The 26224-nt window shown below is 58.7% G+C and carries 15 protein-coding genes and 1 pseudogene; all 16 read right to left on the bottom strand.

The window, feature by feature from the left end; all coding sequences use genetic code 11:
• Positions 1-61: 61 nt before the first annotated feature.
• A pseudogene (locus tag GYM67_RS09485) lies at positions 62-1402 on the bottom strand (UvrD-helicase domain-containing protein); the annotation flags it as partial.
• Entirely contained in the window at positions 1399-5931 is a 4533-nt protein-coding gene (locus tag GYM67_RS02320; RefSeq protein ID WP_220236946.1) for a PD-(D/E)XK nuclease family protein, read from the bottom strand. The pseudogene GYM67_RS09485 and the gene GYM67_RS02320, both read right to left, overlap by 4 nt.
• A 191-nt stretch (positions 5932-6122) precedes the next feature.
• Entirely contained in the window at positions 6123-6899 is a 777-nt protein-coding gene (locus tag GYM67_RS02315) for a hypothetical protein (protein ID WP_220236945.1), read from the bottom strand.
• Between the two features lie 123 nt (positions 6900-7022).
• Positions 7023-8333, bottom strand: a complete 1311-nt coding sequence (locus GYM67_RS02310) for an FHA domain-containing protein (RefSeq protein WP_220236944.1) — start codon at positions 8331-8333, stop codon at positions 7023-7025.
• 1 nt (position 8334) lies between these two features.
• Positions 8335-8754: a type III secretion system chaperone family protein gene (locus GYM67_RS02305; RefSeq protein WP_220236943.1), complete on the bottom strand. Its 420-nt coding sequence runs from the start codon at positions 8752-8754 to the stop codon at positions 8335-8337.
• 16 nt (positions 8755-8770) lie between these two features.
• Positions 8771-9295, bottom strand: a complete 525-nt coding sequence (locus tag GYM67_RS02300) for a hypothetical protein (protein WP_220236942.1) — start codon at positions 9293-9295, stop codon at positions 8771-8773.
• 65 nt (positions 9296-9360) lie between these two features.
• Positions 9361-9906: a DUF805 domain-containing protein gene (locus GYM67_RS02295; RefSeq protein ID WP_220236941.1), complete on the bottom strand. Its 546-nt coding sequence runs from the start codon at positions 9904-9906 to the stop codon at positions 9361-9363.
• A gap of 283 nt (positions 9907-10189) precedes the next feature.
• Positions 10190-10966: a hypothetical protein gene (locus GYM67_RS02290; protein ID WP_220236940.1), complete on the bottom strand. Its 777-nt coding sequence runs from the start codon at positions 10964-10966 to the stop codon at positions 10190-10192.
• A gap of 19 nt (positions 10967-10985) precedes the next feature.
• Positions 10986-12461: a hypothetical protein gene (locus GYM67_RS02285; protein ID WP_220236939.1), complete on the bottom strand. Its 1476-nt coding sequence runs from the start codon at positions 12459-12461 to the stop codon at positions 10986-10988.
• Positions 12458-13078, bottom strand: a complete 621-nt coding sequence (locus GYM67_RS02280) for a hypothetical protein (protein WP_220236938.1) — start codon at positions 13076-13078, stop codon at positions 12458-12460. Before GYM67_RS02280 ends, GYM67_RS02285 begins: the two co-directional genes overlap by 4 nt.
• Positions 13071-13394 (bottom strand): hypothetical protein, encoded by a 324-nt coding sequence (locus GYM67_RS02275; protein ID WP_220236937.1) that lies wholly within the window; start codon positions 13392-13394, stop codon positions 13071-13073. Before GYM67_RS02275 ends, GYM67_RS02280 begins: the two co-directional genes overlap by 8 nt.
• A 2-nt stretch (positions 13395-13396) precedes the next feature.
• Positions 13397-13900, bottom strand: a complete 504-nt coding sequence (locus tag GYM67_RS02270; protein WP_220236936.1) for an FHA domain-containing protein — start codon at positions 13898-13900, stop codon at positions 13397-13399.
• Positions 13897-18471, bottom strand: coding sequence for an FtsK/SpoIIIE domain-containing protein (locus GYM67_RS02265; protein ID WP_220236935.1), 4575 nt, complete (start codon positions 18469-18471; stop codon positions 13897-13899). Before GYM67_RS02265 ends, GYM67_RS02270 begins: the two co-directional genes overlap by 4 nt.
• Positions 18472-18474: 3 nt before the next feature.
• Positions 18475-22275: an Ig-like domain-containing protein gene (locus GYM67_RS02260; protein ID WP_220236934.1), complete on the bottom strand. Its 3801-nt coding sequence runs from the start codon at positions 22273-22275 to the stop codon at positions 18475-18477.
• 1479 nt (positions 22276-23754) lie between these two features.
• Positions 23755-24195 (bottom strand): hypothetical protein, encoded by a 441-nt coding sequence (locus GYM67_RS02255; RefSeq protein ID WP_220236933.1) that lies wholly within the window; start codon positions 24193-24195, stop codon positions 23755-23757.
• Complete coding sequence (locus GYM67_RS02250) at positions 24192-25925, bottom strand: serine/threonine protein kinase (RefSeq protein WP_220236932.1); 1734 nt, start codon at positions 25923-25925, stop codon at positions 24192-24194. The genes GYM67_RS02255 and GYM67_RS02250 overlap by 4 nt, the downstream gene beginning before the upstream one ends.
• Between the last annotated feature and the right edge of the window lie 299 nt (positions 25926-26224).

Genomic DNA, 26224 nt, shown 5'->3' with positions numbered 1-26224 from the left:
GGCCGCCCTGGACCGAGGGCCTCTCGGACAGCATCCCGAACTGGGACTGGAAGGTCCGGAAGGCGCCGGGGCTGGCTCCGCGCCAAGCGTATATGGACTGGAAGGGATCCCCTACGGCGGTCACGGCCGACCTGGATGGATGCGAGCGAGCCTGATTTCGGTCGTCGCCACCATGGATGGGTGCATAATCATCGGGATGGGCCTGGTCACCGGGCTGATCCCACCCGCCTGGACGGTCCTGGCTGACCGGGTGTGCTTCGTCCGGCTCCCCTGCCCGGTCTTCAGGATGGAAGATGGCAGCCAGGAGGAGGGCCTGGGTGGTGGAGGTGTCCTGGTATTCGTCCAGGAACACGTGGGTGAACCTGCGTCGGTAGTGGGCGCCGATGGAGGGGAAGCGGTCAACCAGCTGGAAGGCGGCCAGGGTGAAATCCCCGAACTCGGCCATGTTGGCCTGGCGCTTGGCCTTCTGGTAGTAGTCGGCCAGGGTCAGGAGCTTCTCCCGGGTCCGGGCCGTGCGGAGCAGACGGTTGGCCTGGTAGAGCCGGAAGTCAAGACGCCTCTCCCTCATCTTCCCCAGCTTGAGGGCATAGTCCGCATCGCTGTCCTTCTTCGCCCTTTTGGGGCGTTCCATGGACTTGTCAGAGGGCTCGGCATCCGGTATGGGACGGCCATCGATCAGAGCCTCCGTCCGGTCGATGAAAGCCCGATCCCAGGCCCGCACCCGGGCCAGCGCCCGGTCGAAGTCCGGGCAGTCCCTGCTGATCATGGAGGAGGTCAGCGCACGGGTGATGCCCAGAACCTGGTTGACTGTGGTCTCGAAGGTGCCGGACCCCACGTCATCCTGATCCCCCGCCCTGATCCGGGCCAACCGTGCCGCCTGGTCCGGCCCGCCGATGGTGGCCGCCGAAAACCCGGACAGGGGGTCATCCACGTCCAGACCGCTCTCGGCCTGATCCATGACCTCCCGACGGTCGGGGAAGACCAGGTCGATGTGGTCGGCCACGACCCCGGCAGCCAGCTGGAAGGCCCCCGGTGCGCTCAGGGGCTGGGTGTCCTGGTCCATGCCGACCAGGAGTCCATACTGGCGGACGATGGACTGGAAGAAGGCGTCGTAGGTGAAGACCGAAGGCTTGAGGAAGTTCCTCTCAGGGTCCACCCGCCCGGATTGCGAGCCGGGACGGCTCCTGATGACGGCGGCGGAGACCCTGGAGAGAAGCTCGGAGGCCGCCTTCCGGGTGAAGGTCAGCCCCAGGATCTGTTCCGGGGGGACCCCCTTCCCGATCAGTGCGATGATGCGCCGGGTCATGGTCATGGTCTTGCCCGATCCCGCCCCTGCCACGACCAGGAGGTCCTCGCCAACCCCGGCATTGACAATGGCCGACTGCTCTGCTGTCTGTCTCATTCCTGATCCTCCAGAAGGTTGGGGGCCAGCCGCTCCCATGCCGGGCAGACCCCGTCCCTGCCACGGTTGTGACAGCGGGAGGGGTCGAAGAGGGCATCGGGGAGGCTGGCCGAAAGCCTGACCCCGGCGGCGAAGAAGACCCGGGCCACCATGGTCAGGTCCCAGACGATCTGAGCCCCGCCGGTATGGTTGCGGACCATCTCCCAGATCTCCCGGTCAACCCCCTGGGGGGGTTCGGCCGGCAGGTCATCCAGGTCCGCCAACCTGGAGGGATCCGGCACTCCGGTCCTGGCCTGATAGTCGGGGGTGAAGGCTCCGTTGCGGAAGATGGGCGGCTGATAGCGGGCCTCTTCGGGTCTGGTCCCCTTGTCGGGGTCCTTGGGAGGCTTTGCCACATCGAAGAGAATGGACTGGCTGACAGGAAGGCCGCCTAACTGGCCGGGATCGGGGGCGCCGGGCAGGGACCAGCCGGCCTCGGCACTCGCCTGGCCCTCTTCCTCGGAGGTCTGGAAGGCCAGTCCGAGCTGGTAACAGACCAGCTGAAGGTCGTTGAAAAGCTGAATGCCTTTGTGAATGCGTCCGGTCTTGTAATCCACCAGCCGCAGATAGTGCCGACCATCTATGCACCGGGATTCCAGCCTGTCTATCCTGCCGGTCAGTCTGACGGCCGTTCCCGGGGTGAGCGCCTCGGGGAATCCCCCGACCAGACCGGAGAGGAGGTTGAAGAGCTGCTCCGGGCCCAATGGCCTATCGGGGAAGGTGGCACCCCAGACCTGGCAGAGGCCGTCCATGGTGATGATCGCATTGAAGGAACGCTCGCTCTGGACGCCCTCCAGGCTCCCCGCAGGAACCGGTTTGCTCCCGCCGCACCCGTACCCTTCGGCCGACCCGTGGACGAAGTAGGAGGCCAGGTTGTCGATGATCCCCTCGACCTGGCGCTCCCGGCTGTGGATGTCATAGAGCCTCTTGGGGTCCCGGCCGTCAGGAGGATTGCGGGCGAACTCATGGTATATATCCAGCAATTCGGCTGATGCCCTGGCCTGGCGGTCCGCCAGGGATCGGGCATCCCGACCCAGCCTTCCCTGGTCCGGCTTGTCCAGCCCGCGATTGGTGCCCTCCTGGGCGACCTGGTGGATCAGGGAACCGAAATCAGTGGCCACCCTACTTGGCTGGGGACCGGAGTATCGGTAATTCAGGACCCATTCCAGCGGGCACTGCCAGATCCTGTCTACGGCGGATGGAGAGAGTGAGACCGCCTGGGGCCCGACTCGATTCGAGACCTCCGGCTTTTGGTCAGGAGACTTCCCTATGGTCGGCCCCGGAATCCCGACCTCCTTCGAAAGGGATGGCCCTGTTTCGGACTGGTCTGGTCCGGACTGATCCGCATGTTCCGCTGCTCCAAAATCTGCATACAGGAAGGGCCAGTTTCTAGGATCGGCCTCCCGCAGACCCGACTTTGAGAGCAGGCGCAGGGCATCGACGGCATCATCGACCCTGGCCTGGTCGACGCCATCCTCCCGGAGGGCCTGCCTGGCCAGAAGGGAGCGGGCGGCGGCGGTCAGGCCTCTGGGCGAGACCTCCAATCCACCGTATTCACGGCTCTCGTCGGCGCCGGCCCCCACCTGGGTAAAATCCGCCTGGGCCATGTCGGAGGTTCGCTCATAGCACTCGGGAAGATACCCGTAGAGAAAGTCCGAGGGTACCATGTCATCGTTCCAGACGGCGCTGACCCGCACTTGTTTCTCTGCCCGGGTCACCGCTTCCAGGAACCCCTTCTTCTCGGCGTAGAGGATCGACTGGAGCCTGGGATCATGGCTGAAAGAGGACCGGTCGGGGTCCCCGATGCAGTTGTGGAGGACCAGGTCGGCCAGATCCTCGGCCCCGAACATGGTGTCACGGGGGGTCAGGTTGGGCCAGACCCCATCCTGAACGGCCGGGAGCCAAACCAAAGGCCAGACCCTGGCCAGGGCGGCGGCGCCGGCAGGGGTGGTCAGGGTGACCGCGTGCTCGATGGGGCCGATATGAGCCAGGGAGTCCGCCTCGATCTGCATGCTGCGCACCTGGTCCATAAAGGTTTGCACGGTGCGGAACCGCTGGGAACCAGACGCATACTGGAACAGACGCATCAGGGCATCCAGACGGTCGTTGATCTCCTCGCCCTCCTGGGTGGCCACCAGGGCGCGCCGCTGCCAGTCATCGGCCAGACCCAGACTGCGCCAGGCCTCCCAGAGCACGTATTGAGGTTGGGGATCAGGCAGGGCGGCGATCCTGCCGGCTGCGACCCTGGCCACCTTCAGGGCATGGCGGAGGGCGTGAACATCCGGATCCTCCCGGCGGCCGCCCGCGATGGCAGCCATGGCGGTCAGGATCACCGGCGAGGAATCCTGCTGATTCAGCAGGAGCATGGTCTGGAGGGCATCCACACTCAGTCCGGCCGTAGAGGCCGACGCAGTCCCGGCCCCGGAAATCAGCGAGTCATCGACCCTGATGCCTCTCTGATGGGCGGCATCGGCCTCCTGGTCCTGGATGGCCCGGGACCAATCCCTCCAGGTCGCAACCAGATCGGGCAGGACCGACAGGGTTTGTTCGGCGGCATCCGTTGCTTCCGCATTCTCAGCCAAGTCCGGGATGGAGGGGGCTTCTTCGGAGGTTCGGATCCTCGACAGGACAGCCAGGGAATCCATCAGTGATTCCAGGTGCTCCATGCGTACGGGGCGTTCACGTCGGCCCTCCCCCACTTGGGCGCTGATCAGGGGGCTGACCATCAGCGTGCGCAGATGCCGCCTGACCCAGGAGGCGACTGCGGCGGGGCCGTTCTCTTCTGCCGGCAGGGTGGACGGGTCCTGCACGACCCGGGCCAGCTCGACCAAGGCGAAGAGCCCCTGGATTGTCGGCTCCTCGCTGAGCGGCCTGGTGACCGACGAGTATCGGACCGGGACCCCCTGGACTCTGAGTTTGCGGCCCAGGGCGCGAATCGTCGCGTTGTCGTGGGCAATGACGGCCATCTCGTTCCAGTCCCTGCCCTGAGTCAGGAACTCATGCTTGATCTGCCAGACCAGGTCGTCCTCTTCCTGGGCCGGGGTGTGGAAGAGCCTGGCTGTTACCGAACCATCGCCAAGGAGGGGGTTGGCGTGCGTCAAGAGTGCCACAGGCCCGGCGCCTGGCCAGGCGGGCAATTTGCCCGGCCTGTCAGGAAGGGCCCTGTCGTCCTCTTCTAGGCTGGCAATGCCTAGGGAGATACGGGCAGCCACCAGATCCGCATAGGAGCCAGGGCCATCATGTTTCTCCTTATCGGACGAATGCATGGATGGATTCTGATACGTATCCGCGTCTACTGCGGAATCGTCGCCCGGCTGGCGGATGGAGGCTGCCAATGACCGATCCGGGCCGGATCCACCCGCTTGACCGTCCTTCCGGCCGTCCATGCGGGGGGCCACGATACGACGCGGTTTCAGGACCATCCGCCTCGCATTGAGACAGGCGAAGTCATCAGCCAGCATAGGGACCGCATCCCCATGGGTCTGCGCGCTGAGGCAGGTCAGCCGGGCAGCGAGGAATTCCGGATAGGAGCCGCGGAAGGACTGGACCGACTGGTCGCAGTTACCGACAAGGAGCAAACGGCATCCGGACCGGTTCAGGGTCTGGAGGAATCCCATCCCCGCCAGGGTGACATCCTGCCAATCGTCCACGACCAGGAACCGTGGCAGGGCCAGTCCGGCGACCCTGCCAGCTTCCTCGGCTGCCCTGACCATCAGCTGGGACGGATCCAGACGGAATTCGTCGGGGTATGTCCTGTCAATGCATTTCAGGTATTCGTCGTTCAGAGCGAAGGCCAATCGCCATTGCAAGCCAAGACGCTCTTTCCGGTCAAGGTCGATGGATTGGGCGTTTAGGGCGGAAAGGAGCTGATCCCTGTCGCCGGAGGTGACTCCCAGCTCGGTCATCCGGGCGAACATATCGCGCAGCTGGGCGATGAACCGGTTGCTGACCCCTTCAGCCTGGCCGTCCGACTGGGTAACCAGAACCGAGGACCAGCCAGACTCGCTTTGGAAGTAACGCTCCAGCAGCCTGCATACCGCGCAATCGTCGCCCGCCCGGACGTGTTCGATGTGATCGGCCATGACTTGGCGGAGAAGAGCATCCTGTTCGGCCCCGTTGAGGAGCCGGGGAAGCAGGGATCTTCGGGCGTCGGAAAAAGAGACGGCTTGGCTCAGCACCTGGAAGGCCAGGGCCTGAAGGGTGCCCACGGGCCGCGTCCTGCCCGTACTTCCCCGTTCCAGTATGACCCTGCGGCTGACCATGTCCGCAGCAACGCGACCTGAGACCGCCATAAAGGCGTCCCGATCGCCGAAGACCTCCATGCCTGCCAGGAGGGCCCGAGTAGCCACGGCGGTCTTCCCACTGCGGGGCGGACCATCGACGACCAAGACCGACGTGCTCTTCCCATCGGGCCCTTTGAGCCTGTCTGCAGCCAATTCCTGAACCGCTGCTGGGATCTGATCCGCATCCACCGGTCTGTGTTCGTCCATGCCCTCAGGGTAGGCCCTAGGCTGGTCCGTAAGGTTGACGGTCGTCACCGCCCCATCCGTCATAAACATGCCTCTGAATCAATCAGCCAGGGGACAAACGCTCACATTCCACGCCACGCTGCGCTTTCGGCCCCTGTCTGTCCATCACTTCGCGCTACCCAGCCATAAAAAGTCCACATCCTGGGGCATGCTCATTGTCCTTGTGCGGCGCTGCTGCCGCGTGCCAGGGCGGCCACCAGGGTCATCAGGTCGAAGATCAGTGCCCAGGCCGCCAGCCATTCGAAAGCGGCATCACGGTTGTCGCCCGCACAATAGTCGATCGCCCACAAGTCCTGCAGAAACCACAAAGCGCCCACCGCGCCCACCGCCATGCACCAAGGCAGGCACGACAAGGGAGAACCCCCGAACAACAAGCACAGCATCCACGACGGCACCACGCACGACGAAGCCGCAGCCGCCCACGCCGCCACACGGTTACGCACCCGATCCGACACAAACCGCAGCCAGGTCACCCCAGCCACCACCAGCACAGCCACCGACACAAACACCCAACGCATCACCCCCGGACTCTCACCGGTCATCGCGCCGAACATCACCCCCCAGCAGGGCATCATCGGCATCGTCAAAGCCAGGCACCAGAACCCCGGACGCCCCCCACGGTCCTCGAACCGGCCCAAAAACCACCACATCGCAAAACCCGAAAACAGGCCAGCCACGCAAAACTGGATGAAACGGTCGCGCATCCACTGCTCATCCCCATACAGGAACGCCCAGCCCGGCACGAACCCCGCCAGGAAAGCCGTCCCGTACACCGCCAGCTTGCGCACCACGCCAGCACGCGAAAAGGCACGCTCCCCCGCAGCCGCATGACGCGCGCACCCCGCCACCCGCGACATGATCGAAGACGCGCTCTCCAGCCAGGACTTCCCCACAGGAAGCCGCAAAGAACCAGAAACACCACCAGCCATCACACACCACCCCCGGGCAACATCACACAAGGAAAGAGCAGCTGCCGACCACTCGGACCGTCACTGCCTCCACCAGAATAAAGCATCCGACATCCCCTGGCACCGGCACGCCCGCCGCTCGACTCAGACATCATTATCTCCTAGGCCAGAGGGAGAAGAAGAACCGCTCCACGGCCCCGTCGCCCCGTCGTGGTCAAGCTCTTCGATCACGAAGTCGGAATCAGCAAGTGAGAAGGCGCCCGAAGGGCCGATAGGCGCAGTTTCACCAGGCGCGAGCAGACGGCCGGACACCCTGGTCCCATTGGAGGAATGCCGGTCTGTTATCTCGAACCCGCCACCAGGCAGACGGCTGATTTGGGCATGTATCCTGCTGACGTTCGTATTGCCGCCCATATGGATGTCAGCCCGGGCCGATCTCCCTATGGTGGCCGTATCCTGGTTGCAATCCACCTGGTATCCATCCCGGATCCTGGTGACACGGAAGCGGGGCCACCTGCTCATGTTGGGGCTGGCCGGCCCCTCATCGCCGGAAAGGCCGGAGGCCTCGCCCGCCCTGCGTATGTCCTGGTCGGGATGAGGGGACATGTCCAGAACGGTGTCCCCGTCATTGCCCTCATCCGAAAGTCGAATTCCCGGATGGTCATCGGGTTCCAGAGCCCGATCCCCAGAGGGAGCCCCCGCGGCAGCTCCCTCCTCCGGCAGCTTGAGAATCGTTTCCGAGTAGTATTCATCTTCCTCGCCATGGGATTCACCCGCATGATCCCCGGTCGGATCCGTGCCGGATGAGCCCGTCCCGGCATCGTTCTGGCTCCGGGTTTCAAAGCCCGAGGATGCGGCGCTGGCGCCATCGCCTCCCGGCAGGGTCCGGGGCCTGCCTGCCGGAAGGATCGATGCCAGCATGGCATGGTAGGCATCCGTACTGAACTCCTTGCTTGTTCGCGTGAACGCCTCAACCGACCGCGACCACTCCGGGTGCCCGAAAGCGCCAGTGTCGACCTTGCTGAGTCTGAAAAGCAGGGAAAGGGGACTGGCATCGAAGTAAGGACCATTGACGATGGGAACCTGCATCATTCGCGGAACCGTGTCATCACCGGCAAAGTAGAGGTAATCCTGATGCCAGAGCACGGTCTGCAGGACCGCGCGCTCCTCCGCGCACACCCGAGCCACATCCCCTATGGCCTGCAAAACCCCGGCATACCGGTCCGCGGTCATGCCATGCCGCAGAACACGGCCCAGGGATGTGGCTCCGGTCAAATCATAGTAGAACCTGGCATCTCGCAGATCCCCTTCGTAGGTGAAAGGAAGCAGGTAATCCGCATACCTTCCCGAAAGCAGAACCTGAGCCAGCGCCAGGTCAGGTATTTCACCCCGGGTCGGTTTTACCGCCAGCGTGCGAGCTCCGGAAGCACGGTCACGCCTGACCCTGCACTTCACCCTAGCTCATCCTTATCTTCGACAGCTGCCCCTGGGCGAAACCAAGGAAACCGTCCGAACCCGCCATGGCATACTTCATCAGGCGATCGAACTGATCGTCGTCCATGCCGCCCTGGCAGTTCACCACCAAAAGCGTGCGGAAGACCAGGCCTTCCTCGGAACTCTGCAGATAGGCAGCCGGCCCCTCATAGCCCCGGTTCCAGGCATTGCAACAGTCCTCAAGCAACTCGAGCTGATCATTCGGATGACTGCCCTGTTCAGTCCCGCGAACCACCAGATACTCATCATGCTCGCCACGTACGCTGAAATCGAGCAGAATATTCCCCCATAAACCGACCCAGGACTGCTCATAATACTCGACACGATATCCTTGGGCATCCAACCACTGCTGTATTCTCTTCCCGTCAACCACGGATTTCATCGGCTGTTCCAATTATTCATGCCCTTCTTCCGTATGGTGCATTCGGTATGCGTATGGGATCCGGGCATTGCTCATTCACCCAAGCATAAAAATTCTGTATGAGATAGATGGAATCATCGAGACGCTGTCCAAGCACCTCTTCCCGCTCGTCGCACACGATCTGCCCGGCTCCCGCTATCCTGACGGCCTGGTTCTGCTCTAAGGAGGGTTCGGTGGCATAGGCCTTGAGATATCCAACCGATCGGTTCCATTCAGCGCAGATATTCACTGCATCCCGATACCTTGCGGAGCTGAATCCCCGGCTCCACAGACTTCTGAAACCAATGGAATCCAGACTTCTGCTCATTACAAAATTAATGCCGCACTCAACCAGCGGCACCAGTACAGGGCCGCCGCTGGCATCGACGAACGAGGGTATCCCCCGCTGAGCGAGCAGTCGTATTATGCGGACAACGGGAGTCGGAAGGCCTTGCAATAATTGCTCATCCACACTCACCCCAGCGGTTCCCTGTCCTTCCACGTCCGCAGCAGTATCAGTCATCCCAGTCTCCTTATATAAATCCACACGTGCGGTTCCTCACCGGCCATTGATCCTTGCCGTACAGGCTAGTCAGTCCGAGGTCGAGTCATACCCGGCTGGTTCACTCCCGCCCCTATTGCCCCATTGTCAAAGGACGGACGGTGACGACGCCGGGAAGGCGAGCACATGATGACCAGCTGAATCACCATCGACACAAGCAACGGGATGACAGCCAAGAGCAAAGGACCGCCACCTATAGTCAGCATTCGAGATTTCACCAGCCCAATCGTAGCTATAACCATAAGACCGTACGGAATCAAAGTCAGCCATCCCGGCAGCAATAAATCATGCAGACGCCGCACCTCCACTGCATACTCCGGCACCGCCATGATCAGGTCGAAGACCAGGGGGATGAAGGTTCCCCTGCCGCATATCTTACTCAGGGACGACTCTATAATTGAGAGAAAGATGAAGAACACCCATATCTCCTTGCGGCACGATCTTCCCCGCCCCCGGGCAAACAGGTAGAACGGCCGCTGCAGGCATTCTCGCAATGTCGCGTCATACATGGGTTCGAAACCCTTCATCTCTGCCACACGAGGCGGCCTAACTTCAAACAAGGCAACAGCCATGGTTCCTTTTCCTTCTATGCAACTCGAGCGGTCAGCCAGAACGGATCCCGCCGCAACCAACTTCATCGTCGACAGCCAGCGTAGATCGCATTCCGGCTGTAGACATCGTTCACGCAAGGCCTGAAGCCCAGCAAAGTCCAGGACGATTCCCTATATTGCAGGCTTCACTTGCTGCCGCGCAGCAGCAAACGAAACAGCCGGCATCCAACCCGACCGCGGCCAAGCAGACCACATGCACGACGGACACGTCAAAAGTCCAAAAGCTTCCTCACCAGCAACGCCCTCATTGTCCTTGTGCGGCGCTGCTGCCGCGTGCCAGGGCGGCCACCAGGGTAATCAGGTCGAAGATCAGCGCCCAGGCCGCCAGCCATTCGAAAGCGGCATCACGGTTGTCGCCCGCACAATAGTCGATCGCCCACAAGTCCTGCAGAAACCACAAGGCGCCCACCGCGCCCACCGCCATGCACCAAGGCAGGCACGACAAGGGAGAACCCCCGAACAACAAGCACAGCATCCACGACGGCACCACGCACGACGAAGCCGCAGCCGCCCACGCCGCCACACGGTTACGCACCCGATCCGACACAAACCGCAGCCAGGTCACCCCAGCCACCACCAGCACAGCCACCGACACAAACACCCAACGCATCACCCCCGGACTCTCACCGGTCATCGCGCCGAACATCACCCCCCAGCAGGGCATCATCGGCATCGTCAAAGCCAGGCACCAGAACCCCGGACGCCCCCCACGGTCCTCGAACCGGCCCAAAAACCACCACATCGCAAAACCCGAAAACAGGCCAGCCACGCAAAACTGGATGAAACGGTCGCGCATCCACTGCTCATCCCCATACAGGAACGCCCAGCCCGGCACGAACCCCGCCAGGAAAGCCGTCCCGTACACCGCCAGCTTGCGCACCACGCCAGCACGCGAAAAGGCACGCTCCCCCGCAGCCGCATGACGCGCGCACCCCGCCACCCGCGACATGATCGAAGACGCGCTCTCCAGCCAGGACTTCCCCACAGGAAGCCGCAAAGAACCAGAAACACCACCAGCCATCACACACCACCCCCCTTGCTCAAAGCCTCGAATCCGCCACTTCACCCGCCAGGCCAAGGACCGGCGCAGCCGGGGCAAGCAGGCCGGCCCACTCCGTCAAGCCGGCCCCAAGCCCACTCTTGCCCTCAGCTTTATGGTCTTCGACACGCTTTTCTGCATCCACCATATCCTTGATCACATTCTTCATTGCGTCTTGGCGCAAAGCCTCGCGGCTTGCATCCAGCCCATACCGCTTTATCGTCGCAACGTCCGCCGGGTTGAAGACCCCGTACAGATCGCTTTTCCCCAGTATCCATTTCCAATCATGCGGCAATAAGCCGCTTATCTGATAATCATTGAATATCCGGGTCGCTTCCTTTTTTCTTCCGAGGCCAAGATCCACAATGACCCCCATAGCATTCCCTTTCTTAACGAGGCCAGTTTCATCAAACAATTTAAAATTGCTTGCCCAGAATGCGGTCTCGACATCCGTGACCATGCCGGAGTTGCGGCCATACGAATTCAGCCCGCCGATCACCCGCTGATACATCGGCAATTCCTTTGAATTGGCGAAAAACCGCAAACCAGCTGCGCCCTCTTTCGCTGCACCACCCGGAAAAGACATAATCATTGAAAGAGCACCAAGCCCTAATTGCTTCCTATTTTCATCTCCATGGGCATAAGCCAGCAGATCATTTGCGAAGCCTACGGCGGCCAGCGCGAAAGCAAGCAGGCCGAGTATGCCTCCAGGCCCTAACAATATCATCGCTGCGCTAACAACATAGCCGGCTATCTCTGCGACTTTGACGATCGTCCGCCAGGTATCGCTGTAATAGATACGATCGAACATTGAGACAGGCGGCAAATCGTCCAGGGCCCCGTTCAGCCCGCGAACAGCGGTGTCGGCACCGTTATTGTACTCATCGCCAGCCTTGAGAACATCGCGCCGAGCTGCATCATACGATCCCTGCGCGCTTTCCAGCTGTCTACGGAAAGAAGCCACCTGCCCCTCGGCCGCGTCGGCACGGCGCTGCGCCCGTCGCATATCCGCATCATCGACATCCGCGCCCAGCGTACGCTTGACCTGTAGCAGATCCTTGTCGGCATTGGCCTTCAATGCGTCGCCGCTAGCGCCATCCAGATTTGACCGCGCACTGGCAATGCTGTTCTTGGCCGTCACCGCCCGATGATAGGCATTGCCGGCCCTGCGCTGGCAATCCTCCATGCAGGCGGACCATGAATCCAGGGTCTTATACGTCGCGCTCAATCCATTCGATAAGCTGGAAAGGTTGCTGGGAAAATCGTCCAGCTTGGAGATAAACTTGTTCGCCGCTTTGCCGACGAACACGGAGCCATTGTCGTGATCGGACCTGATTCGGCTCACATCATCTTTAAGTGAATCCACTGTTGAAGACTTCGACCTTGCCTTGGCGGCACACTGCCTGACCCCGGCCGGATCCCCGGGTACAGGATCCATGGATAACTCGATCACGGACCAGTCAAGACCCAAACTCATCTGTCAACGCCCCTCTCAAGCCATACCGACAATGTACCGGTGATCAAATCGAACAATTCAAATAACTGATCCTCTACATCAGAGGAAAAAGTGGAACCCATCACCATGACCACACGACCTCCAAAAGGGATAAAAGTCTGCAAGATCGAATACTTGAGGGATGAGGAGCCTTCGCCCGGGTGCAGGGTACGATGCCCCAAAACCCGCACCGCCCTCCCCGCCCGGGGCAGATTGATCATCGAAACATCCGACTCGTCATCACCATCCGAATCTTCATCATTCTCATGGACGGTGGCGGATATCGCCTCGAAAACAGACTCTTCGTCGTGATGAGGAGGCTCAGGAAGGATCGAGACAGTTATCGAAGCGTCCAGAAACCCATCGGCAGTGGGCTGCGCCATTGCGGCCCCATACCTCACGCCCTTTGCCCAAGAAGATGTGAGCTCATGGTAGAGGCTGTTCTCTATCACCTTCCTTTTGCTCGCCAAAGCCGGTATCTGCTCCGCCACTCTTTGGGCCTGAATGCAGGCGTAATCCCGCCTCCCCCTTCCGGTAAGATCCATTCGTTCCCAGTCATCGGGGATCGCCATACTGAAATGGATGTCCTGATCAGTCATGATGCACCGCCTGTGAATTTGAGCTGGGGCTGAGTATCTGGCTAGCCTGATCCCCTATCCTGTTGTCCGCATTGCGGAACTCCGTGACCACACTGTCAAGCATCGACCCAAGATCACCCGCCTTCCTGGAGTATTTACGGCTCAGCGTATGCAAACGGGTTATGCAATCACCATATGCCTGACTCACTCTGGGATGGCCCATGCAATCCAAATCGGCTTCGGCGCCCGTAAAATCGCCAATTATCTTTTCTATATTCTTCAGAACCCTGGAAGCACTGCTGAGTTCACCATATGAGATTTTAAGATCGTCAGCCATGATCAATTGCTCCTTTCGACTTTTGCGCTGAGACTACCGAACCTGATCACATCATTTTCAGACAAAACGGTTCGCTGCTTTGCCTGTAATTGCATATACGCCTCACCGGAACGGACGAAAGTACCATTCGCCGACCCAAGATCCATGACCCAGACCTGACCAATGGGTGTCGTCCCAAATTCAAAGTGCCTTCGGGAAGTCTGATGCGAAGAATCTTCGACAACTATGTAAGCAGTATATTTTTCGCCTGGCTGTTCCGGCATCCGCCCCACGACGCCATGTCCTTGACATGGCACCCGTTGCCCATCGGAAAAGACCAACTGATACGATTCCGCTCGGCGGTCGGCATCTTCACCAACTGATCGCGGTTTCAATGTCTTATCATGCAAATCCCATCCGTCGACGACGGAGGGCTGCAGAATCGGCGGAAGCACAGGAATCTCCGCAAACACCTTTGCCGACTGCAGGGATTGCGCCAGCCCCGGTTTCTTGCTATGCCCGCTCATTTGTTCAAACCTCCGGCATTGTCGAAACTATAGGGGACACTGAACTGTCCGCTCAGCTTCGGGAACTGAACAGAAACAGTTTGCATGCCCAGCTTCGCAATTCCACGCCCTTGAGGCATATCGGACTTGAAAAGAGACCGTTTTACCCTTGCGCCTATCAAATCCGCATATATCATATCCTCAGGCCTGATCAGGACTCCCTGCTTGATCTTCTTCATTGAAGCCCCCCAGTTCCCGAAGCCCTGGGGGAAATCGATGATATCTCCAGCAAAGATGCATGAGGCGTCACTGTTCGATAATGATCCAACCAGGTTCTGCATCCACCCGCTGGCGGGAATCTCCTTGAGCAGCTGACAGTCGTCAAACACCAGGAGATTGCCTTTGAACCCCGTTTCGGTTCTGCTTTCCACGGCCTTCTCGTCGTCATTGCGGGCGTATGGTTCAAGATTCTCCTGCGTCAGGTCCGCAGGGGTCGTGAACAAGCGCACAACCCCGGGCACCCCGTCGAAACGCCTCAGGGCATTGTCCTTGGGGGCCGCGATGACCAGATGGTATCCAGCAGACAGCGCCATGTTGGACAGCCAGACCAGCAACGTCGTCTTGCCGCTCTGCATGCCGCCGAAAATCGGAAGGATCGGCGTTGCGCCCGGGTCGTAGGCAATGAGATCGTTGTCCTCACCGCCAATGCCCAGAGGCAGCAGACCACTGGCCAGAGGCTTGGATTCCTCGACCAAGGCGTATAGCTGGTCGAAGGACACCTCATCGGGCAGCTGTTCGACGTTGAAGGGCAGACGGGACCGCGAGAGGCCGGCGTCCCTGCCGGAAGCCAGAGCGACACCGGCGGCGCGGATGGCCTCGGATTCCTGTTGGCCCACCACACCCTGGCGAATCTGCGCAATCTGAATCTCAGCATCGTCAACGGATTGGTAACCTCGACCGTCCGCCATCTTGTCAGGTACTTCCTTGGCGGGGATCCCGATTTCCGAATAGTCGGTCTTGTCGACCAGCCGCAGCATGATCTTGCTGTCTGCCAGCAGGGTCATTCGACCTGACAGGAGGGAGCGGTCGCCGGTGAGGATGAAATGCACGCCGACCGACGGCCCCTCCCGCATCAGATTCTGCATGCGACTGATCAGGGAACCGCCGTCATAGGATTCGAAGGTGGAGCTGTACCCGTCCCAGGAATCCAGCATGACCAGCATATGCGGCAGGGTCTGGTCCTCATGATCCTGGTCAAGCCCCCGATTGAACTCGTCGATATTGCTGTATCCGCCCTTGGAGAGCGTGGCCGACCTGGCCTTGAGCACCCTTTCGATCTTGTTCAGGAGCCGTTCGATCTTCTGCGTTTCGCTGCGCAGGGCCACAACCCCAACATTGGGGAAGGCCGTGAGAGGGGCGAGGCCGCCATTGCCGCCATCGATGCAATAGACCTGGACCTTCGTGGGTGCATACCTTTCGCAGGCGGAGAAAGCTATGGTCCGAAGGGCCGTGGTCTTGCCGCTGCGCGACGTGCCGATGACAAAGAGGTTGCCGAAAGTCGACATATCGAGGAAAACCGTGTTCTGCTTCTGCAGTTTGGGGTAATCCCCCATGGCGAAGGGGACTTGAAGGCTTAACTGGGCATCGCCATCTTCGCTGTCGGGCAGATCATCCAGACCAATCTCATCGGTCAAGGCAGGCAGCCAGGGCTGCCGCTGCTGGGGAATGCCCTCATCCTTGGCAACCTCGCAGATGCTCCCGACCAACTTCATAAGGTCGGTCACGCTTACATCGCCCTTGTCCTCTTTCGACTTGGGACGCGCAGGAGCAGGCTGGCCGATCTGAGGGAAGGAGAGCACACGGACGAAAGGCTTCTCTGTTTTTTTCTCAGCCTTGTCATTCGGGTCGATATACCTGCCTCCTACCCTGGCGGACTGGAAGGGGACCAAGGAATTCGACCCGAGCCTCACAACGGCCCTGCCCGGTGTGGACTTGCTGATCAGCGACGCATCCTTGGCGTCGATCACATCCTGGCTTTCGCTGTCGTCCGTCATGCGCAGGGCTATACGAAGGTTGGTGTTCGCCCTGATCTCCGGAGAGACCACACCTCCGGGCCGCTGAGTCGCCAGGAGAAGGTGGATACCCAGTGACCTGCCCCTTTGCGCAATATTCACGAGTCCGGTGACAAAGTCGGGAAGCTCCCTGGCCAGGGAGGCGAACTCGTCGATGACGATCAGCAGACGGGGAATCTCCGTCAGATCAGGGTGGAGCTCACGCAAATCCATGTAATCGTCAAGGTCCTTGGCACCGGCGAGTGCCAGAAGATGCTCGCGGTAGTTCAGTTCCGCGCCGAGCGAGACCAAGGCCCTGGTAACCAGGTGGTTGTCAAGGTCCGTGACCATTCCGACCGTATGGGGAAGCTTGACGCAATCCTTGAACGCTGCGCCTCCCTTGTAATCGACAAGCACGAAGTTCAGCGATTCCGGTCTATTCGCCACGGCCAGCGAAGCCACTAGTGACTGGAGCAGCTCCGACTTGCCCGAGCCGGTTGTGCCGGCAATCAACCCATGGGGGCCGTCTTTGGCGATGTCAAGGCCGAAGGGTCCGTCGACCGATTCGCCGATCACGCAGTAGGTCGAGCGGGGTTGCAGAGCCCACCGGGCTTCGATCTCTTCTGAGGTCGGCGTCAGCTTCAGCAGATCCAGGAGTTTGCTTTGCGAAGGAATGGCGGACTGGCTCTCATCTGGGCTGCCGTCCTCCACAGGTGCCAAGGCCAAGGCCAGGGAGTCCAGCCATTGCCTCGAGACCAGGTCCGGCATGACCTCATTGAGGTCATCGGCAACATTGCTGCGGACCTTCAGCTCGCCGGCCTCGCCGGTCACCACGGTCTGGCATTCCTCAGGCAGGAGCCGCTCGTCGATCTCCACGCAGAGCATGTACATGCCGACCTGCGGGCCCTCCTTGAGCAGTCTGATGGTGCCTGGCATGGATCTGAGCACATGGGCATGCTCCATGACCACAACCACGGAGGGACCGGCCCACTTCTGCATGGACTGGGAATGCATCATTTCCTTGCGGTCGTCCAGCATGGCGACAAGTTCCGAAATCCTCATGGCTATGTCTTCCGCACCCGTTGCCAGGGTGCGAACCGTATTCTGCCCCTCTTGGGGAACCAACTGGGGAAGCCATTGAGCAAAGCTCCAATCAATCTGCGCCTGAACGTAGGAAGACCGATTTTTTTCGCTCTGCTTCCGAGATCCGGGGGAAAGCAAGTATACCGACAGGTCACGGGCCGAATGGAGGGCCGCCATCTGAGCGACCATCCACTGCACCGTTGGGAATATGACCGATTGCTCGCCGGTGCAACCCAGACATCCGGCTTCCGGCAGGCTCACCACGACAGGGAACTGATGAAGGTCCCAGGTCTTGACTCGTTCGAATTCGAGATTGTCCGGCGTCTCCAGGGATATGTGCGATTTCACGGTTCCTGTGCCTATGCGCAGTCCAAGCCAGGAATCATCCGAGGCCCTTCTGTTCCATAGCTGGGCAGTATGCCTGGTGCCTATATCGAGCAAAGCGGCGGGATCGGGATACTCCGTCCGGACATCATGAATCTCCTGCTTCAGCGCTTGATTGGCCTTCTTCGTTATCAGGTCCCGGCTCTTCTCATACCGCTTGACCTGTGCCTTGTACCTCTTCTTCATGCTGCTGTTGCCGGAGAAGTACGAGGCCACCATCATCACCGGAGACATGATGCCGAAGGCGAGGTAGGAATAATTCTTCAGGATGACGGCCATGCCCACTGACATGGCCAAAGGCAAGAGAGTCGATATGATCGGAATCGGAGCCTTTTCCGGACGGGTGGGGGCAGCCGGCAAAGTGAATCGCCTGGTCTTTACTTCGTTCCGAATCTTCGGCGGGCGGGTATACAGCCAATGCCCGGGGCTGTCCTCCACATTGACCGGGACGGAATCGTCATGACCTTTGGTCACACTGACGATGAACTCGGGGAGCACCAGCTCCTGGCCATATTCGAGCTTGGTCGGTTCCACCAGCTCATGGCCTTCCATCCATATATCGGAGTGGAGCTCCCTCTTCGTCCTATGGAAGAAGAGGCCTGTCTTGGTCCGAGCGCCTTCCCTCACATTGGGTATGACCATCAGACCGCCATCAGGATGCACGTCAAGAAGGAAATCCGCACTGACCGATACCTGTTCCGGATCCATTAGGGAACTCATCTTCAGGATTCCTGGAAGAACGTCATATATGGCACCGGCGTTGACTCCACTCAGAAAACGCAACTGCACCGCCGCAGGGTCGTCGATCGAACATGCGAGAGGGTTGACGATCCGCGCGCCCTCACACAGGAGGGAGATCCATGACCCTTCATGCAGACCGATTCTGTTGAGCGTCTGACGAGGATCCACCTGGCGGCCGTCGACATTGACACCCGTGACGCTGCCGCCCGTCTCTTTGGCGATGCCGGCCAGCGAGGGGACGACATCCGCCAAGGTCGACTCCCCGGGGACGTCCAGGTAAGCCGTAAAACGGGTATCCGACTTGGAATCATGAATATTGACCAATCCCTGCATGATCTACCGTCCTGATTTGCCGAAGGGATTGCGCCTGTAGGCGAGTTCCGAGCGCCGACGAACAATCAGGACGGCAGCCACCAGAATCATCAGGACAAAAAGGATCCCCGTACAGACGACCAGGACGAAAAGCAAACCGTTCTCGCGTATGTATTGCCACAAGTTCGAGGCCACAATAACACCATGGTATGTGGCTGTCGACACGTTGCCGGCCGCATCCTCAGTCCTGACAGTCACCGTATGGTTATGCGCATCGGCCGGCAAGTCGATGTACTGCATGCCCTTCAGGAGGTCATTCTCAGGCCATTCGCCGCGCTTTACGCCATCGACATAGACTTTCGCCAAGCGGATCTTCATGTTGTCCTTGGCATCGATTCCGACGTCACGTCGTTGCCCGTAATATACACGGTTGGAGTCGATGCCGAGCGCAGAGACGGTAGGAGCCTGCGAATCCAGGGCGAAGTTCACGGATGCATCGCCCTTCCGCTTGGCATCCTTGTGCTGCATCGAGTTCTCCGACAAATTACCTGCTTTGTCGGTCGATGTGAACATCAGGCGATAATACCCGTCACCCTTAAACACATTTGCCGGTATCTCATATGTCTGCTTGCTCCAGCCCTTGTCAGTAGACTTGATGACCTGGTAGCCGGATTCGGGTACAGTGCCTATGCGCCCGTCCTTTGCCAAGTCGATTCTCGAATTCCTCTGGTCGATGCCGCTGACGTTCAGCTCGGTGACAGTGACCGGCACCGCCTTTTTCAGATAGGCGCCTCTGATCGACGCCGTCCCCGCAGAGAACAGGTATGTGGAACCGAATCTGTTGACTGAGAATGTTTTGGTGACGGTGGCCGAATTCCCCGCCATGTCCTCGCTCTTGGCGGTCAGGGTGTACACGTCGTCGTTCTCAGCCTTGCGCTTGAAATCGGGGATATCGACAGTGAGTGAATTATCGTCCCCGCCCTCTTGGGCATCGAGGTCGATCGACTTGATCCTGCCCCGTCGGTCTCCCGCAAGCTCGTAGGTCGTCTTCCCCTGATCCATGTTGGCATCGACGGCCATGATCCGAGGAGCAACGGTGCCGGCGTACGCAGTCTTGTCCTCCACTTTGTCGATATGGAGATCAGGCTTGGTCATGTCGACGACGAACTCTGGTTCCTTGGCCGCATCGGCGACGTTCCCTGCCAAATCGGTCGCCCTAGCTTCTAGGGTATAATGATGCTCCCCTGAGAAGGGGACATGCTGGACAAACGTGTACTTGCCGGCATCACCGATCTGCGACCAACCGTCGCCCGAAGGCGCGGGAACATCCTGGTTGGCATCGTTCTTGGCTGTGGTCGTTACCGTCGATTCTTTGTCGCTCATGTTGCGCTCGACCAGTTTGACGGTCGCCACCCTCGGAGCCTTGTAATACATGCCGTTCTTGCTGTCATTGTTGTCAAAGGCAAGGGAAAGGACGGGTCTGGTCGTATCGATGACGAATTCGTCATGTACCGGATTGCCCTGATGATCCCCCGGATCGGTAAAGGCCGCATCCATCACCCAGTCGCCGTCGGTTTCACAACTGAGGCTCGCCACGTAGGTGTGCTTGTCGCCGCTGGGGTTGGAGAAATCCTCGGCCCTGAGTTGCGACTTTCGACCATCCACCGCGGAGGTGACGATGACGCGCTTGCTATCGTGCCCGGCTACGAAGTCGAAATTCGACTCGTCGATGGTCACGGTCGCCACCCTCTTGGCCTTGTAGTATTTCCCGTTCCTGACATCGTTGTTGTCATACTTCAGGGATAGCTTGGGCGAAGCAAAGTCCAAAGCCGCCCCGGTAAGTCCTCTGGCGTCATTGACGATGCCGCTCTGCTTATCGCCGTAGGCGTCCAGAGCATGCGTCGATGAAGGATTCCCGGCCTTGTCCTTGACGGCAATCGACGTGCCGTCGAACCTCAGGCGCTGGCTGTCGGTGTTCATGTCGAAGCCCACCACATCATCCGATTCGAACCGCAGAGTCGATTCAGGCGTATCCGCGCCTTGTGGTGCCAGCCATGGGTCATAACCGAGCATTGGTGTGGGGTCAGGGCCCCTGAAATCAGCGAAGGCCAATGTCTGGGCATCAATCCCTGACACGGCATCATTGACGCCGTCCAGGGAGACATGCAAGGGGGAGGTGGGGAAGACCCACTGCCAATGCTGAGGAGCGGTCGTCGACAGATGCAAACCGCCCAGCTTGGGCCCTGTATAGTCGATGACGAACTCAGAATGCGCAGAGGCGAAATATTGGCTGTCGGACTGCAGACCCGCATAGGAGACATCCAGTTTGTATGTCCCTTCATGAGGGAGATCAGAGTTGACAACCGAGCGGGGAACTTGATATCCGCGATATATCCAGGTGTCCGACTCCGACTTGACACGCTCCCAGGCTTTTTGCCCGAACGGGACCGCTGGGAAATCAGTCGGTGAAGATGGCGCCACTGTTGGATTCAAGAAGTGCTTGTGCGTGGTTTCATCCAATTTCTGATAAAGGGGGAACCATCTATCGGTCACTGAGAAATCGACAATGGCATCCCCTCTGAAGTAGTATCCAGGCTTTGTCGAGGGCGGGTTCCCCTCCGCCTGACTCAGGGATATCCGGGCTTCCCTCTTTCCCCTTGGATTATCGATCACCAAGGCATCATAGGGCTCGCCAAAACTGTTGGTTTGCTCATGCTGTTTGACCAAGTCTGCAAGATTGGTCGTAAGACCATTCCCCGTCGCGCTTCCAGCCCCATCATTGCTGGCCTTGGGATAGTCCGCCCGGTCATGGACGGTAAGTTTGACTTCAGACAGATCGTACAGCCCCTCGTCATCGAAGCGTATGGTAAACCGACCATCATTGTTGATCGGCAGAGTCTGCAGCTTGTTGGCTGTGCCGTTGCTTATGAGCTTGCGGTTCAGATCCTTCGGAGCGGGCATTTCGACCACGACACTGCCGAAACGGTTATTTTTGTCGCCTCCGTCGGAGATCCCGGACGTACCCTGCTGGGCAGCAGTGTCGATTCGCTCGTTCCCCCGCTGCTCCTTGGGGAGAAGATCCTGGACCCGAACCCTCACACTGTTCCCCGAGGGGCTGGTAACAATGGTCTGGCCATTGAATTTGACCAGCTTCAGATCGTGGCCACCGGTAGGTCCTTCGAATTCACTGACCACAGGCGGGTTCGTATCGATGCCGAACTTGACGGTAGCCCCTAGGAAGCTCGGCAGAAAACTATCGTTGAGCTTGAAGGTATATGCACCGTTGGCGGGATTCGACCCGTCCGATAGGTGATCGATTCCTCCACCACATGGAAGGCTCCACCTCCATTGGGCGCTGCTGCTCTTCAAACTGGTCGGGTCAATGGTACAGGTCGTTTCTGTGTCGTTGGTGCCTGCAGGAGGCGCCAGATTGTATTTCAGCAACTTGATTTTTTGTTGGCTCTGTCCCGGCTGATTGGCAATCAGCAGCAGATAATCCTTCAGAAGCGCACTTTTGACTTGTAGCGTCAGATCCACATCGGAGTTGTAATAATACAGGTCGCTGCCTGATGGGGCAGGGGGAACCGCATCCGGCGCCTGAGAGGCATGGTCATGATGGCTGGTTACTGCAATTCTCAGTTGATCGCCGGAGTCCTGATAGCTCAGGTCTATCAGTAGCTTGCCGATCATATGGCTCGTGTCTGGGGCTTTGCCGTCTTCAGTGGCTCCTTTCAAAGCAAAAGCCTGGTCTTCATTCCCTGCCTTATCGACCACTTTTGCCGTGATGGAAGTCAAATCGTAATAGCCGGTTGAGCTGAAATTCACGTCAAAAAACCGGGAGCTGGGGGAAGTAGGGTCAGTCCCAGTGCTCACTGTATAGTCGCAGCCTTTGCTGGTTGGGGTTGTGCCGCCCGAGGGACACTCCACAAGTTGAGCCCCATGCTGCTTGCTGGTGTCCGAATATCGACTTCCAGTCAGGATGAGAGTATCCGCGCCGGAGGCATTGGAATCAGATGCTTGATCAGTCCTGTCCAGCTGTCTGTCCTGCGGGTTGCCCTCTTTGTCCACCGCTGGTCTAAGGGGAAGCTTATCCTTGACCCTCAGTCTGACAGTGCGATCCTTGAAGGCCATGACCCCGTCACCGGGAAACGCGTAATCCCGATCATCAGAGTTACTGTCATGACCGGGCTGAATATATGATACGGAAGTCAGCATCGGAATTTGCGTATCATAGACGAATGAGAGGAACTCAGCATTCCGCGCGGGATCCTCCGGACGCAGATACTTTGCTATCTCGTCCTGCACTTTTGCTGTATACCTGGCATTCGAGTTGTATGAACTCAAGTCTTTAATATTGACCAGCCTGCACGAGGGAGTGAGCACATTCCATGATCCCTGATGATCCTTCGGGCCTTTCGTTATCCGTCGGCTATCCGCACTATAAGTGCCTGTAGGGCAGGCGAGCTTAAACGGCTCTTCATGCCTGGGATCATCGGCCTGGTTCTGCCTGGGTTCCTGATCCAGCGTCATCAGGCTGAAGGGGGCATCGGGATGGTCCCGTTTATGGTTGGCATAGGCGATATTGACTACACGATCTATCCAGGGATCCTTTGATGAGAGCGATACGGAATCAGCCTTTCTGAAGTTGCCACGTAGTGGGTCACCCTCAGGCTGCCCTTCCACCCATAGCCGAACACTCCTGTCCGGAGTGGAATCCACAATCAACGAATGCACAGTACTTGCGAAAGGTACGGATTCTCCTCGGGCGTCGAGAGTGGTCATTCCTATTTCGTCCAGCGACTTTTTGAAGGTCATCTTGGAGACTGAAGCATTCCCGTTGCCGTCTGTTGGTTTCAGAGAGTAGTTGACTGCTAACTGGCATTTGCTCAAGCCATACTCTTGACCACTCTGCTCCCCAGCCGGGTCTTGATAGGTGAGCGTGTAGGCATCCGCTTCTTTTTTCAAGACAGGACATGCCGAATCGGTTGAGCTGCTGGTTATCCTGGCATCCGTAACAGTGAGTTCGCCCTGGTCTGCAGGAACCTGCCGAATGGTCATGGTGATGGTTCTGTCGCCATATGCCACCCACGTTTTACCGTCGGTTATATCATCATCAGGTTTTGTCTGCTGATAGTGCATGGACACATCTACATGGCTCCCACCACCTTCAGCGGGGGCGGCCATGGCTTGTAAGGGAACGAACATCTGTGCCAGCAAACAAAGGCAGAAAGCCAGTGCCGGCAAGCCGATCAAGCAAATGATGCTGCAAAGCAGTCCACTCCGTCCACTGTGTTTTTCCATTGTTTAGGACCTTCCTGCAAGCGTGGTCTTGGCTTCATCATCAGCATCGCCGGATTGGACATGCCCGTCGCCCATCAATGAAGTCGCCCCTTCGTCATCCCAGTCCTTGGCGCCGCTCGCCTGCGAAACCGGTTCAGACGGGGTATCCACGGAGTGCACCTTGAATTCAACGGATTGAGTTGAGGGAGATGCCGGTTTTCGCCAGTTGGATTCGTCAGATTCCTTGCGGCCGGCAGCACCGAACTTCTGGAAGTCGGCCATTCCCCATGTTCCGGCTCTGGCTGAGCGCATCCGCTCAATCTCCTCAGCCTCACTGCGGCCGGTAAGCACATCCCGCACCTGACGTATGTGCAGTATCCTGAACAGCACGATCGCAACAATGGCCAGGACAAAGGCGATCGCCAGAAATACAAGGGCCAGCATTCTCCAGGTCTGGGTGCTCACCGTTTATCTCCTTTGATGTCTACAAAGGCGTTGTCGATCTCCGAGTGGACAACCCGTGCCGACTCATTAGCCTCCTGCTTTTTCTCATCGAGTACAGTGGTTGTGGGCGTGACCGTACCAGCCAAGGAAATGGCCTTGTCGGCCAGGGAATCCATCGCTTCCTTGGTCACACCATCCGCTCTGAACTTCCTGGGGAATATGCGCAGGGCATCCAAGGTCATGTTGGACACCTCGAGACGAATGACATCATTGCTTTCCCCATGAGAAGCATCCATCAGCTGCTGCAACCGCTTTGCGTAAGGCTTGTATCTGCCTGCATCCGACCCTTCATTGATAAGAGGAACGATCTGTGTGTTGAAATCCGCCATGCCAGCGTATATATCCGCAAGACCGGCGCTCTTGAATTTCTTGTTTCCAGCAGCGTCGTGCATCCACGGCGACGCAGCCCGGATCCTGTCCATTCTGGCCGACTCCTGATTCGATGCGGCCGTGGTCGGCACCGACTTGTCATTTTCAGGAGCGTCGTAGTAGTACCAATACAACTTCCCGGTTTCGAAGCAGAGACGGGACCAGTCGTCGGCATGCCTGCGAAGGGCGTCGGCATGTTCGGTAATCGTTGCGTTGTAGACGTGCTCCTCTTTGCTGTCAAAACTTCCATCGGCGGTATACATGCTGATAAGGCTCAGATAAGGTTCTATTGAGTCGGGCTTGATGGAAGCTGCCCGAACATAATCGCTTTCAGCCCTGGCATCTACCGTGGTCTGAGTGGCCTGCTCCATCCAATACCGAAAATCTCCGTTGCGCGTCCGATATGCCATTCCCAGGGAACAGGCGGACAGGGCGAGGCAAACCACTGAGGCAATTGCCGTGCCGAGGAAAGTGCGCCACTTCCTGGACAAAGCCTGACGATGAACCTCGTCGACTTCCTTATAATGCCGAAGCGCAAAGGCCATTTCAGCGCAATTCTGGAAACGGTCGTCAGGATTGCTCTGTGTCGCCGTGGCCACGACGCTTTCCAACCCCGGAGACAGGGTGGATACAAGCTCACGAATGGGTTTGAACGACCCTGGACGAGGATGTTCGCCTGTCAAGAGATTATAAAGCGTGGCACCCAAGGCATAGATATCGGTCCTCTGATCGATACGTCCTTTTTCGGAGAACTGCTCCGGAGCACCATAGCCGGGAGTGCCCAATTGCCTGTCGTCGCCGATGAGCGAACCACGATTCTCGTCTGCGCCCATCTCTATGGCGATGCCGAAGTCTATCAGCTTGATAGCTCCATCCGGAGTAACCATCACGTTTGAGGGCTTCATATCCCTATACACGACCGGAGGATGGCGACGATGAAGATAATCAAGGGCATCGCAAAGCTGTATCCCCCAATCTACGACCGTATCCTCAGGCTGGGGACCCTCGTTCTTAAGAATATCGGCAAGCGTACGCCCTTCAACGTAATCCATGACGACGTAAAGAGTGCCATGGTCGTCAATCAAATCGACAATCCGGGGAATGGAGGGATGGTCAAAGCGTTTGATCATGTTAGCTTCAACGGTGATGCTCTTGATGAGCATGTCGCGTTTGACGGGATCCGTCACTTGCTTGATCTCTTTGACGGCCCACTGTTTATTCAGCGAAGTATCGAGCGCGAGATAGACGGTGGACATTCCGCCCTTGCCTATCTGCGTCAGGATACGATATCGTCCCCCGACTACCGTATTCTCAGCAACCACTTCTCTCCCCAGATATCTCAGTCTGATTATCCACAATCCAAATATGCTCAAAGCCCTATAGCCGCTGGACAGGGCAAGGCATCAGGTACCGCAGGAAGGACCGCCATAACGGAGCATAAACAGCTAAACCCTTCTGGCCGCCACGACATATGCCCAGAACTCTGAAGACATGCAGCATCGAAAATACCGAGAAGGGCATAACGAATCAAACTCTGACAGTTATGCCCCGATTGCATATAGGCAATGCTCGACACATAGACAAGATGCGGGAACCGCGAAGAGAAGCATCCTCCCTGCCG

Source organism: Bifidobacterium asteroides (assembly GCF_019469425.1).
GTDB lineage: Bacteria > Actinomycetota > Actinomycetes > Actinomycetales > Bifidobacteriaceae > Bombiscardovia > Bombiscardovia asteroides_I.
The sequence above is the reverse complement of the archived record's forward strand: the minus strand, read 5'-3'. Positions and strand labels throughout refer to the sequence as shown.

Bases quoted from the DNA above. Each gene is read 5' to 3' on its own strand.
- GYM67_RS02320 (WP_220236946.1), bottom strand. From the start codon at position 5,931: ATGGACGAACACAGACCGGTGGATGCGGATCAGATCCCAGCAGCGGTT.
- GYM67_RS02315 (WP_220236945.1), bottom strand. From the start codon at position 6,899: ATGGCTGGTGGTGTTTCTGGTTCTTTGCGGCTTCCTGTGGGGAAGTCC.
- GYM67_RS02305 (WP_220236943.1), bottom strand. From the start codon at position 8,754: ATGAAATCCGTGGTTGACGGGAAGAGAATACAGCAGTGGTTGGATGCC.
- GYM67_RS02300 (WP_220236942.1), bottom strand. From the start codon at position 9,295: ATGACTGATACTGCTGCGGACGTGGAAGGACAGGGAACCGCTGGGGTG.
- GYM67_RS02295 (WP_220236941.1), bottom strand. From the start codon at position 9,906: ATGGCTGTTGCCTTGTTTGAAGTTAGGCCGCCTCGTGTGGCAGAGATG.
- GYM67_RS02290 (WP_220236940.1), bottom strand. From the start codon at position 10,966: ATGGCTGGTGGTGTTTCTGGTTCTTTGCGGCTTCCTGTGGGGAAGTCC.
- GYM67_RS02285 (WP_220236939.1), bottom strand. From the start codon at position 12,461: ATGAGTTTGGGTCTTGACTGGTCCGTGATCGAGTTATCCATGGATCCT.
- GYM67_RS02280 (WP_220236938.1), bottom strand. From the start codon at position 13,078: ATGACTGATCAGGACATCCATTTCAGTATGGCGATCCCCGATGACTGG.
- GYM67_RS02275 (WP_220236937.1), bottom strand. From the start codon at position 13,394: ATGGCTGACGATCTTAAAATCTCATATGGTGAACTCAGCAGTGCTTCC.
- GYM67_RS02270 (WP_220236936.1), bottom strand. From the start codon at position 13,900: ATGAGCGGGCATAGCAAGAAACCGGGGCTGGCGCAATCCCTGCAGTCG.
- GYM67_RS02265 (WP_220236935.1), bottom strand. From the start codon at position 18,471: ATGCAGGGATTGGTCAATATTCATGATTCCAAGTCGGATACCCGTTTT.